9 protein-coding genes are annotated in these 11,658 nt (G+C 49.9%); 6 read left to right on the top strand and 3 right to left on the bottom strand.

Annotated elements, in window-relative coordinates:
- The first annotated feature begins 56 nt into the window (after window positions 1–56).
- The 5 genes from kdpB to CS562_RS29650 all read left to right on the top strand — a co-directional run bounded on the left by kdpB (window position 57) and on the right by CS562_RS29650 (window position 7,737).
- Window positions 57–2,195: a potassium-transporting ATPase subunit KdpB gene (gene kdpB / locus CS562_RS29670; protein WP_257219647.1), complete on the top strand. Its 2,139-nt coding sequence runs from the start codon at window positions 57–59 to the stop codon at window positions 2,193–2,195.
- 224 nt (window positions 2,196–2,419) lie between these two features.
- On the top strand, window positions 2,420–2,980 hold the full coding sequence (kdpC, locus tag CS562_RS29665; protein ID WP_099859151.1) for a potassium-transporting ATPase subunit KdpC: 561 nt from the start codon (window positions 2,420–2,422) through the stop codon (window positions 2,978–2,980).
- Between the two features lie 128 nt (window positions 2,981–3,108).
- A complete protein-coding gene (locus CS562_RS29660) occupies window positions 3,109–5,448 on the top strand; it encodes a histidine kinase (RefSeq protein ID WP_099859150.1) in 2,340 nt (779 codons plus the stop codon).
- Between the two features lie 8 nt (window positions 5,449–5,456).
- Window positions 5,457–7,037: an ATP-binding protein gene (locus CS562_RS29655; RefSeq protein ID WP_099859149.1), complete on the top strand. Its 1,581-nt coding sequence runs from the start codon at window positions 5,457–5,459 to the stop codon at window positions 7,035–7,037.
- Window position 7,038: 1 nt separating this feature from the next.
- On the top strand, window positions 7,039–7,737 hold the full coding sequence (locus CS562_RS29650; RefSeq protein WP_099859148.1) for a response regulator: 699 nt from the start codon (window positions 7,039–7,041) through the stop codon (window positions 7,735–7,737).
- Between the two features lie 91 nt (window positions 7,738–7,828).
- Here the strand turns inward: CS562_RS29650 and melA are convergent, their stop codons facing one another.
- A complete protein-coding gene (gene melA, locus CS562_RS29645; protein WP_076291944.1) occupies window positions 7,829–9,130 on the bottom strand; it encodes an alpha-glucosidase/alpha-galactosidase in 1,302 nt (433 codons plus the stop codon).
- 195 nt (window positions 9,131–9,325) lie between these two features.
- On the opposite strand from melA, the gene CS562_RS29640 reads away from it, so the two are divergent.
- Window positions 9,326–10,165, top strand: coding sequence for an AraC family transcriptional regulator (locus tag CS562_RS29640; protein ID WP_257219646.1), 840 nt, complete (start codon window positions 9,326–9,328; stop codon window positions 10,163–10,165).
- Between the two features lie 108 nt (window positions 10,166–10,273).
- On the opposite strand, the gene csaA is transcribed toward CS562_RS29640, so the two are convergent.
- Together csaA and udk are read right to left on the bottom strand one after the other, a co-directional pair.
- Window positions 10,274–10,603, bottom strand: coding sequence for a chaperone CsaA (gene csaA, locus CS562_RS29635; protein WP_099859147.1), 330 nt, complete (start codon window positions 10,601–10,603; stop codon window positions 10,274–10,276).
- 177 nt (window positions 10,604–10,780) lie between these two features.
- Window positions 10,781–11,413 (bottom strand): uridine kinase, encoded by a 633-nt coding sequence (gene udk, locus CS562_RS29630; protein ID WP_076291942.1) that lies wholly within the window; start codon window positions 11,411–11,413, stop codon window positions 10,781–10,783.
- Window positions 11,414–11,658 lie beyond the last annotated feature (245 nt).

Genomic DNA, 11,658 nt, shown 5'->3' with positions numbered 1-11,658 from the left:
GTGATCGGATATGGGAATAGGAGCAAGGACGTAAAGTACGGAGGTGGATTATCACAATGAATGTTGTAGAACGAAAGAAGGAGCAGACAGTGGAAGGATTAGACAGAGGCATCATCAGAACCCAGGTTAAAGGAACGAGAGGTTCGGGGACGGATCCCGGTACGCCCAAAAGAACCAAAACATTAAGTCGGGACATTCTGCTCCAGGCATCTCTGGATGCCTTCAAGAAGCTGAACCCGGTCGTCATGATCAAAAATCCGGTGATGTTTATCGTCGAAGTCGGCACACTCATCACATTGCTGTTATGTATCAATCCCGATCTCTTTGTTGCATCCGAAGCAGGGCGAGGGTACAACATCGCGGTATTTCTCATCCTGTTGTTCACGTTGCTGTTTGCCAACTTTGCTGAAGCACTGGCAGAGGGACGGGGCAAAGCTCAGGCAGATACGCTGCGCAAGACGAAATCGGACACCACTGCGAAGCTGGTACAGAAAGACGGAACCATCAAGCAAGTGTCTTCGACCCAGTTGAAAAAAGGAGATATCGTCCGTATAGAAGCAGGCGAACTGATTCCCACGGACGGTGAGATTATTGAAGGGCTAGCCTCTATCGACGAGTCCGCCATTACCGGGGAATCGGCTCCCGTAATCAAAGAGGCGGGCGGTGACTTTTCCTCCGTTACAGGAGGCACGCGGGTTACTTCCGACTATATCGTGATGCGTGTGCAGACTGATCCGGGGGAGTCATTCCTCGACCGGATGATCTCACTTGTTGAAGGTGCACAGCGCCAGAAAACGCCGAATGAAATTGCGCTGACAACACTGCTCGCCGTGTTGACGCTGATATTTCTGATTGTCATCATGACCATGGTGCCAATGGCGAATTATTTGGGCATCCGGCTTGATCTGGCTACCCTTATCGCGTTGCTTGTCTGTCTGATTCCGACGACGATCGGCGGGTTGTTATCCGCGATTGGTATTGCCGGGATGGACCGTGTCACGCAGTTCAACGTACTCGCCATGTCGGGTAAAGCGGTGGAAGCGGCAGGGGATATTGATACGCTGATTCTGGACAAAACCGGAACAATTACGTACGGCAACCGCATGGCCTCGGAGTTTATTCCCGTTCAGGGCGTATCTGCACAAGAGATGACCCGGGCTGCGCTGCAAGCTTCCGTAGTGGATGAGACACCAGAGGGACGCTCGGTCGTCGAATTGGCTGGTAAGCAGGGGGAGAACTGGGCGGAGACAGAATATGCAGATGCAGAACATGTGAACTTCACCGCAGAGACCCGCATGTCGGGTCTGAATCTAAGCGGTGGGAAGCAGATTCGCAAAGGTGCGGTGGATGCAATCAAACGCCATATTTCCTCCCGTGGAGGACGGATACCCGGCGATTTGGAGGATATAGCTAACCGAATTGCAAAGGCTGGGGGTACACCGCTTGCTGTTGCGATTGATGACCAGATTTATGGTGTGATCTATTTGAAAGATACGGTGAAGCCGGGGCTGAAAGAGAAGTTTGCGGAGATGCGAGCCATGGGTATCAAGACGATCATGTGTACAGGGGATAATCCCCTGACGGCGGCGACCATTGCGCTGGAAGCGGGTGTGGATGATTTTATTGCCGAAGCCAAGCCGGAAGACAAGATTACTGCGATCAAAAAAGAGCAGCAGGAGGGCAAGCTCGTCGCCATGACCGGCGATGGCACCAACGATGCTCCTGCTCTGGCGCAGGCCGATGTAGGCCTGGCGATGAATTCGGGCACCATGGCGGCCAAGGAAGCGGCCAACATGATCGATCTGGATTCTGACCCGACCAAGCTGTTGTCGGTGGTCTCCATTGGCAAGCAATTGCTCATTACCCGCGGTGCACTGACGACATTTTCGATATCCAATGATATTGCCAAGTATTTCGCCATCATTCCGGCCATGTTTATTCTGGCAATGCCGCAGCTTCAGGCACTCAATATTATGAATCTCGCTTCACCGCAGTCCGCGATTCTGTCAGCGCTGATCTTCAACGCCATTATTATTCCACTGCTAATCCCAATCGCCATGCGGGGTGTGAAGTATCGGGCCATGTCAGCGGAGCGGCTGCTTGGACGGAATGTGTTTATCTATGGCGTGGGCGGTGTAATCGTACCGTTTATCGGAATTAAGCTGATTGATCTGGTACTGTCGGGGCTTATTTAACTAAGTATTTAAAAAGAAGCCTTGATTTACACGACAACGAAGAGTGCAGAACCAATCTGAAGAAACGAAGTGTTCGCCTTTATCCCCGGATTTTATCCCTTGGAAAAGGGAATCAAAAAAAATCTGGGGATAACAGCGATCGTAGGATGGTGCTGCAATCGGAGTGAACCAGTGTAACACGTATAGGTTGAGTTTTTACAATAACAAATCAGGATGTGATTCATATGAAACAGGTACTGCCCGCCATTCGGTTGTCTATTGTGCTTATGCTGATTTGCGGTATTATCTACCCGCTGGCTACAACTGGAGTGGCACAGCTGCTCTTCTCAAATCAGGCGAACGGCAGTCTGATCACACAAGGCGGGAAAACCATCGGTTCGTCACTGCTGGCGCAGGAAGTAAAATCGCCGGGGCTGTTCCAGCCCCGGGCATCGAATGCCAATTATGATGGAACTGCTTCGGCAGGTTCCAATCGCGCTGTGGCCTCGGAGGCGTATATAGTTGAAATGAAGGAAAAGGTTGCTCAGCTAATGCAAGAGAATCCGGGCTTGCAGCAAATTCCTGCAGATCTCGTGACAGGTTCCGGTTCCGGTCTTGACCCCGATCTGTCACCTGAAGCGGCAAAAGCACAGATTCCCCGGATTAGCCAGACAACGGGCCTTGGTGAGCAAGAGCTTGCCAAGATCGTCGATGAACATACACAAGGGCGACAGCTGGGCATATTCGGTGAGCCGCGTGTAAATGTGACCGCTCTGAATCAAGCTTTGACGGCTGAGCTAAAATAACAGGCATTTTATTAGCTAGATCCACGGGGAATGTAGCTTCCCTTGGTTGTTCGTATCAGGCCTTCTTCCGAGCTTCGGAAGGGGCTTTCTCCATTTTAAGTAAAGGTTATGTTGGGGGAGTGAACAGGATGGAAGACAGCTTCAAGCGGAAGTCCCCGGAAGACATCTTGAAGATGATCACGAAGCTGCAGCAGGGCACCTTGAAGATATATATCGGTCCGGTCAGCGGTTCGGGCAAAACGTATCATATGCTTAGGGAAGGAAACACATTACGCCATCAGGGGATCGATGTGGTTATCTGCGCTGTGTCGACCATGCAAAGACCGGAGACCGTGGAGCAGCTGGGCGAGTTGGAGCGGATTCCAAGCATTCACTGGTCTCGCTGGAAGGATGGCATGGAAATGAAGGATTTGAATCTGGATGCCTTGCTGGCACGTAATCCGGAGGTTGTGCTCGTTGATGGGCTTGCTCATAGAAACCGAAAAGGGGCGCGTCATGCAACCCGACTGGAAGACATTCAGTATTTGCTGCGACACAACATCAGTGTCATTACAACGGTGAATGTGTATGAGCTGGAGGGATATACGGAGCTTGCACGCCAGCTAACGGGAATTGCAGCAGAGCATACTGTGCCTGCCGATACCCTTGAACTGGCCGATGAAGTGAAGCTGATCGATGTAACTCCTGAAACCGTATTAAGCCGCCTTGCCGAGGGACATCTTCGGGGACATGAAGGTGAAGCGGTGTTCCGGCATGGCAATTTGGGCATTTTGCGTGAACTGGCTCTCCGACTTGTCGCGGAAGGGGTCAACGAATCACTGCGTGAGCACCGGGAAGAGATGGGAATTACGGTTACGACAGGCATCATGGAACGCATTTTGGTATCCACCCAATATCACTGGAACGGGTCCATCTATATTCGGCGGGGACAGCAGATTGCGAAGAGATTAAACGGAGATCTGCATGCCGTGACCTTTCGCAATATGAAGCAGCCACTAACCAAGGAAGCTACTGTTTTTCGTCGCAACATGATCAAACTGGTGGAGAAATTCGGAGGGCAGTTTGAGGAATTGCCTGTGTTACACCGCCGTAACATTCCATCTACACTTGCACGCTACGCAGTCCAGCATCAGATTACCCGCATTGTTATGGGACACTCACGACACAGTCGCTGGCAGGAGCTGTGGCGGGGATCATTTGTTAACTCCTTACTGCGCAGGATGCGGGGTGTCGATCTGTTTCTGCTCGCCGATCGGGCACAGCATGAGGGCGAGCGGGTACTTCCGACCCGATTGCCAGATACAGAGACTCCAACATATCGCAGGTTGAGTGAGCAGGAGATGAAGGCACAGATTGGTCAGATTCGGCGTGGCAAGTTCAAGGTATACATCGGTGCTGCGCCAGGTGTGGGAAAAACGTATATGATGCTCCGGGAAGGCAATGATCTGCTCCGCAAAGGCATCGATGTACGGATTGGTCTGCTGGAGACGCATAATCGGGTGGAGACGGTGGAACAGATCGGCCAATTATCCATCATTGCACGCGAGCAGCGGGTATACCAGGGGGTACAGCTCGAGGAAATGGATACCGAAGCGATTCTTCGTCTATGTCCTGAAGTGGTATTGGTGGATGAGCTCGCGCATACGAATGTCCCGGGAAGCACGCGGCAAAAGCGTTACGAAGATGTGCAGATCCTGTTGGATGCGGGCATCTCTGTCATCACTACCGTGAATGTACAGCATCTGGAAAGTCTGAACGATGCGGTGGAACATATTACGGGAATTAGAGTCCGAGAGACCGTGCCGGATCAGATTTTGCAAACGGCAGATGAGGTCCAGCTTATCGATGTGGCCCCCCAAGCCTTGCGGCAACGCATGCGGGAAGGTAAAATCTATGCAGCAGCCAAGGTGGAACAAGCGCTTGGTCAATTTTTTCGCATTGGTAATCTGATTGCCTTACGGGAACTTGCCCTGCGGGAATTGGCCGATGATGTGGATGAACGCCTCGAATCACAGGAGCGCAAAAGTGCACTTCGCGGTCCCTGGCGCAGACAGGAGGCGGTCTTTGTCTGCGTAAGCAGTGATGAGCATGCGGAGCGGCTGATCCGTCGCGGATTTCGTACAGCCTACCGGTTAAAGGCGGTCTGGCATGTGCACCATGTTCATGTAGGTCAAGTTATGAATAACGAAGTGAAATGCCAGTTGGAGGAGCTGGAACAGCTGACCGTTCGACTGGGCGGCAAATTTCATATTCATCATAGCCAGAGGCTGCGAGATGTACCTGGTATTTTGGCGGGTAAAGCTTCTGAGGAAAAAGCAACGCAGTTGGTGGTTGGTCAAGCGAAACGGGTCTGGTGGCTGAACGGCTATCGTGGAAAGGGAACGGTGGTCAGCAGGCTGGTGCGGTTATCCAGACATATGGACGTATTGATCGTTGCGGACTACGATTATGATCTGAGCGGGATGTGAGATGTACTGTGTCTGAACGAAATAATGGGGAAGACGTCTGGCTGAAGCTGAACCGTGTTCCCAAATATATATGGGTAACCATTGGAATCACATTGCTAACCATTCTGCTACATGCGATAGGGATTAGCGATGACCTGGTTAACGTAGGGTTAATTTATCTTTTTCCGGTATTGGTCAGCGCTGTGTACTGGGGAATGGGTCCGGCCATATATGCAGCGAGTCTTAGCGTTGTTGCCTTTGACTTCTTTTTTGTTCCTCCGTATCTCAGTTTTACGGTTGAAGATTTACGATATATTTTTTCCTTTATTGTGTATTTGGCAGTGGCGGTATTAACGGCGAGTCTGGCGGGACGCCTGCGGCAGCAGCTGGAGGTGGTAAAACAACGCGAGATTACGACGAATTCGCTATATGCTTTAAGTCGTCAGATGACGGCTGTTACGGATTTGCACACTCTACTCGGCAACATTGCGAGACAAGTGTCACTGACACTTGGAACTCCGGCGGCAATATATCTTTCCAATGTTCAAGGCGAACTTCAGGTTACCTCCTCTTCGGAGGATTCGGATTCAATAGCCTGGGGTGAGGGAGAAGCTGAAGTCGCTATTGCCAAATGGGTGTATAAAAATGGCGAAATCGCTGGACGAGGCTCCTCCAGCCTGCGGGAATCGTCTGGTCTGTATGTGCCGTTGCGTACAGAAGACCAGATCCATGGGGTGCTCGCTGTGAATCTGGAATCCAGCGATCTTCAGGAGCAGCGGGAAGAGCTGCGTTTGCTGGAGGCGTGTGGCGGGCTGGCAGCAAGTGCCATTGCTCGTGTCAAGCTGGCCGAAGAAGCGAGACTCGCGCAGGTGACGGCTGAATCGGAGCGAATTCGCACCGCTTTGCTGGACTCGGTGTCCCATGAGCTGCGTACACCCCTTACGGCCATCATTGGTTCAGCGACAGGTTTGCTGGAGAATGATTCTCTTTTTACCCCGGAGGATCGAAAAGAACTGACAGGCAATATCCGAGATGGAGCGCTGCGTATGAACAGGCTAGTAACCAATTTGCTGGGCATGGTGAAGTTGGAGAGTGGCATGTTGCAGCTGCGCAGAAAATGGTGTGATGTGGGCGACATGATCGGCATTGTGCTAACTCAGGTTCACCAATTTATCCAGCACCGTCGCATTCGGGTGGAATTGCCGGATCAGCCGCCGTTTGTATCCGGGGATGAGGTTTTGCTGGAGCAGGTTCTGGTTAACGTAATCAGCAATGCCATCAAATATTCACCAGAAGACAGTGAAATCGTCATTACGGTGAAGGTGGATGAGCGGCATGGACGAATGACCATTGTGGTGGCTGATTCGGGTGTCGGGATTCCGGAAGCAGAGCGAGAGCGGGTGTTTGAGAAATTTTATCGATCTGAATCGTCACGGCATGTGACAGGTACGGGACTTGGGCTTGCCATCTGTAGAGGAATCGTCGAAGTTCACGGAGGTACGATTACCGCAGAATCGAATCCGGGAGGCGGCACGCGGGTATGCATTGGTTTGCCCATTGAGGAACCTGAAGCATTATTCCCGTATATGGGACAAGGAGAGGAAGAATGACATGACGGGATCGCAAGGCGCGCGCATATTAATTGTGGATGATGAACCACAAATCCGTAAACTGCTGAAGGTTACGCTTCAGGCACACCAATTTGAGATTCACGAATGCGCCGACGGCGAAGAAGCGGTCATTCAGGCGAGTATTGTGCATCCTGATCTGATTGTGCTTGATCTGGGCTTGCCCGGTATGTCCGGAATGGATGTACTTCAGCGGATTCGGGAATGGTCGCAGGTACCAGTCATCGTGCTGACTGCAAAGGATCGCGAAGAGGATAAAATTGCTGCACTTGATGGCGGGGCGGATGATTATGTCACCAAACCGTTTGGCATGGGAGAGTTGGTTGCACGTATTCGGGTTGCCCTTCGCCACGTGGCCAAAACTACGGATGAGCCGGTATTGCGTTTTGGCCCACTCACCATTGATTTGGCCCAGAGACTGGTCGATTTGGACGGGTCATCAGTAAAGTTAACACCAACCGAGTATGAAATGCTGAAAGTGCTCGCAACCCATGCAGGCAAAATTATTACCCAACGCCAGCTGCTGCAACAAGTGTGGGGAGGACATCATCATGAGTCGGACAGTCATTACTTGCGGGTATATGTCGGACATCTGCGCAAAAAATTGCAGGAAGATCCCACGCGTCCACGTTTTATTCAGACCGAGCCAGGAATCGGCTATCGTTTTCTGCTTCAGGATTAGGCTGGGAAACAAGATGAAAGCTCAAAAAAGCACCAGCCTCTCCCTGTTGAGGAGGAGACTAGTGCTTTTAGAATTGCAAACGATGGACTTCTTATGACGTGTACTTCGGCAACCAGTCGCCATGAGCTTCGATCAGTTCATCACACATGGAGACGATATCATCAATGGACAGCTCGGCAGCTGTATGCGGGTCAAGCATCGCGGCATGATAGATGTGTTCTCTTTTGCCTGTAATCGCCGCTTCAATGGTCAACAGTTGGGTGTTAATATTCGTACGGTTCAATGCTGCAAGCTGCGGAGGCAGGTCCCCGATATACGTCGGGCTGATACCTGAACCATCAACAAGACAAGGCACCTCAACACAGGCTTCACGAGGAAGGTTGGTGATCAGTCCGTTATTCATGACATTACCGCCGATTTTGTAAGGGCGATCCGTCTCCATGGCCTCCATAATATGTGAAGCGTATTCCCGGCTGCGCGTATGTTCAATATTTTCGCTGGATAACAGCTTCTCACGCATTTCTTTCCAGCCTTCAATCTGGTTCACGCAGCGGCGCGGATACTCATCCAGCGGAATATTGAAGCGTTCGATCAGCTCCGGATAGTTTCGTTTGATAAAATAAGGATGGTATTCGGCATTATGCTCGGAGGACTCGGTTACATAGTATCCAAAGCGCTGCATCAGCTCATAACGCACCATGTCGTCATGCTGCTCTTTCTGCTTTTCTTTCGCCAGACGTTTAATCTCTGGATACAGATCCTGGCCATCCCGAGTTACTTCAAGCAGCCAGGCCATATGGTTGATACCTGCAACTTTCGCGACCACACCCGTCTGATCAATCCCCAGTGCATCAAACAGATGCGGCACACACACCTGTACACTGTGACACAGACCTACGGTTTTAATTCCGCCATGCACGTTCATGACATTTGTCAGTACTGCCATCGGGTTGGTGTAGTTCAGGAACCACGCATCAGGACACACTTCCTGCATATCCCGTGCAAAATCGAGCATCACCGGAATTGTCCGCAAATTACGGAATATCCCGCCAATCCCGAGCGTATCGGCAATCGTCTGACGCAATCCATATTTCTTCGGAATCTCAAAATCCGTAATGGTACATGGATCATATCCGCCCACCTGAATGGCATTGATCACATATTTGGCCCCGCGTAGTGCTTCCTTGCGGTCAGTATAAGCTTTAATGGCACATTGGCTTCCGAGCGAGCGGGCCATACTAGTAAGCAAACGCTCCGAGTCGTTTAGGCGTTCAGCATCAATATCGAACAACGCCAGCTCAAAATCCTGAAGTGCTTCGGTCATCATGACGTCACCCAATACATTTTTGACAAAAACGGTGCTTCCCGCACCGAGGAACGTAATTTTGTTCATCTCAAGTTCAGCCTCCCTGAATAAATGGTGTACCTCCAATATAGGCGGATCGGACTTATATAACTATGGCTCAACCTCTCTGAAACATGTCATAATCCCATTTTTGGATTCGCTTACAGCTAATAATTGAATGAATTACCTGTTATAATTTTAGTAGAGATAATTACCCGTGGTGATGAACAGAGGGAGTGTGAAATGTTGAAATTAATCGAAACAAACGTGGTTCCTATGGATTTGACGCAGATGGAATTGGTACTGTTGTTTTTCGGTTGGCAGGCATGTAATCCGTCGCATTATTGGGGTCCGGGTGTTCGGGATGCTTATATTGTTCATTACATTCATGAAGGACGGGGCACGGTGTTTATGGCGGATCAGCAATACGAGCTTACACAGGGTCAGGGCTTTGTTATTCTTCCGGATACGCTTATTCATTATGAAGCGGATGCGAAGCAGCCATGGACTTACTCCTGGTTCGGGTTCAAAGGTGTTCACGCCAAAGCATTCATGCAGCGGGCTCATATCAGTCCGGAACATCCTGTATTTGAGGCCAGAGATCCAGACATATTCGATCGTCTCTATACGAAGATGGTTCAAGCATCAACACGTACCGGGGGAGATGTGTTCAACCAGAGCCTGCTATACAGGCTGATCGCCGAGCTGATTGCATCTTCTCCCGCAGGAGAGCAGCTGCAACGGCCTCTGTCCACTAAAGAGGAATACATCAGGCAAGCCGTTCAATTTATCGAGAACAGGTATAGTCAGAGAACTTCAATTCTAGATATTGCCCGAGCGGTAGGTTTGGATCGCACATATCTATCAGGGCTTTTTAAGGAGAGGTATGGCAAGTCATTACAGGCTTTCTTTCTCGAATATCGGATGAATCGTGCAGCTGAACTGCTGCAGCATTCAGCCCTGTCGGTTAGTGAAGTGGCCCACTCTGTGGGGTACACAGATCCATTACTATTTTCTAAGATGTTTAAGCGAGTGACGGGTGTTTCTCCGAAAGGGTCGAGAAGCATGGAGCAGGGTGAGTAGGCTTCATTATGCTGGGAACCTCGAAAAACGCAAAAAAAGGCCGCGAATCCGAAGATTCATAGCCTAATGCTTTAAGGTGCAAAGACAGGAATAGCGATATGATGAAAATCAGGCAATCGGTGTTCCGTTCGGTAATATCTGGTCCGGGGTTAACAATACAACGTCACCTTCACCGGGCACGCCGCCAAGCACCAGTACTTCGGATACAAAACCGGCAATTCGGCGCGGCGGAAAGTTGACTACTGCAATAACCTGCTTGCCGATCATCATATCGGGGGTGTAACGTTTCGTAATTTGAGCACTCGAACGTTTAAGGCCAAGTGGGCCAAAATCGATGGTCATTTTAATGGCGGGGATGCGTGCCTTTGGAAAAGGTTCGGCCTCTACCACAGTACCAACGCGGATATCATGCTGTATAAACTCTTCAAAAGTAGCCATGTTATGATGTCTCCTTTCAGCTATGGAGTCCATTATAAAATAGAAATAACCAAAAAATCCAGATTGCGCTAATCGCAACCTGGATTTTAGTGGTGATATGGTATGAGCGATACCCGTTTTTGTCTCACTCAGATGTGAGCAGAGCAAAACGCCTGATACAGCAACATCATGTTAAAGTTATGCGCCATTCCAATTTTCACCGGTCAGATATTTCTCAGTCAGGATGGATAACATCTGAATGCCGACTTCATTATGTCCACCTTCGGGAATGATGATGTCTGCATACTTTTTGGAAGGCTCGATAAAAGCATCATGCATCGGTTTGACGGTTTCGAGATATTGTTTGTACACGGATTGAATCGTACGGCCGCGTTCTTCCATATCCCGCAGTACTCTGCGCAGAATACGCACATCGGAATCGGTATCAACAAAGACCTTGATATCCAGAAGAGCGCGCAGATGTTCATCAATCAGGACATGCAGTCCTTCCACAATTACGATATGGTTCGGTGCCAGTTCAACCGTTTCATCAGCGGCACGGTTATCTATGGTGAAGTCATATACGGGAGCATATGCCGTTTGTCCTTGTTTTAACAGGGTAAGATGCTCAATTAACAGATCATTATCGAATGCAAACGGATGATCGTAATTGGTGAGTCGACGTTGCTCAGGGGTGAGCTGCGACTGGTCTTTGTAATAGTTGTCTTGGGATATGAAAGTCACTTTGCCTGATCCAAGACGGTCTATGACGGAGCGAGCTACCGTCGTTTTACCGGAGCCGGTTCCTCCGGCGATACCAATAATGAGCATGATTGTTCCATAAACCTCCCTAGAATGGCAGCATGGTCATGGATAAATAATGGATGAATCGGGATAGATTCAAGTCTTTACCCACATGTCTGTCTGTGAATGCACAATTCCTCTATTGTAGCACAGCAAATCACTTTTTTCACCTTAGGGAATTACCACATTTTTCTGTTGAAGCAACCATCAATCTGTATCAATTTAGTCTCAACTTCGTTAGTTTAGGTTGTAGGATCTAGGACCTTCGATAT

The sequence above is a fragment of the Paenibacillus sp. LK1 genome (assembly GCF_002750415.1).
Lineage (GTDB): Bacteria > Bacillota > Bacilli > Paenibacillales > Paenibacillaceae > Paenibacillus > Paenibacillus taichungensis.
Note: the sequence above shows the minus strand (reverse complement) of the source record. Positions and strands in the feature narration are given on the sequence as shown.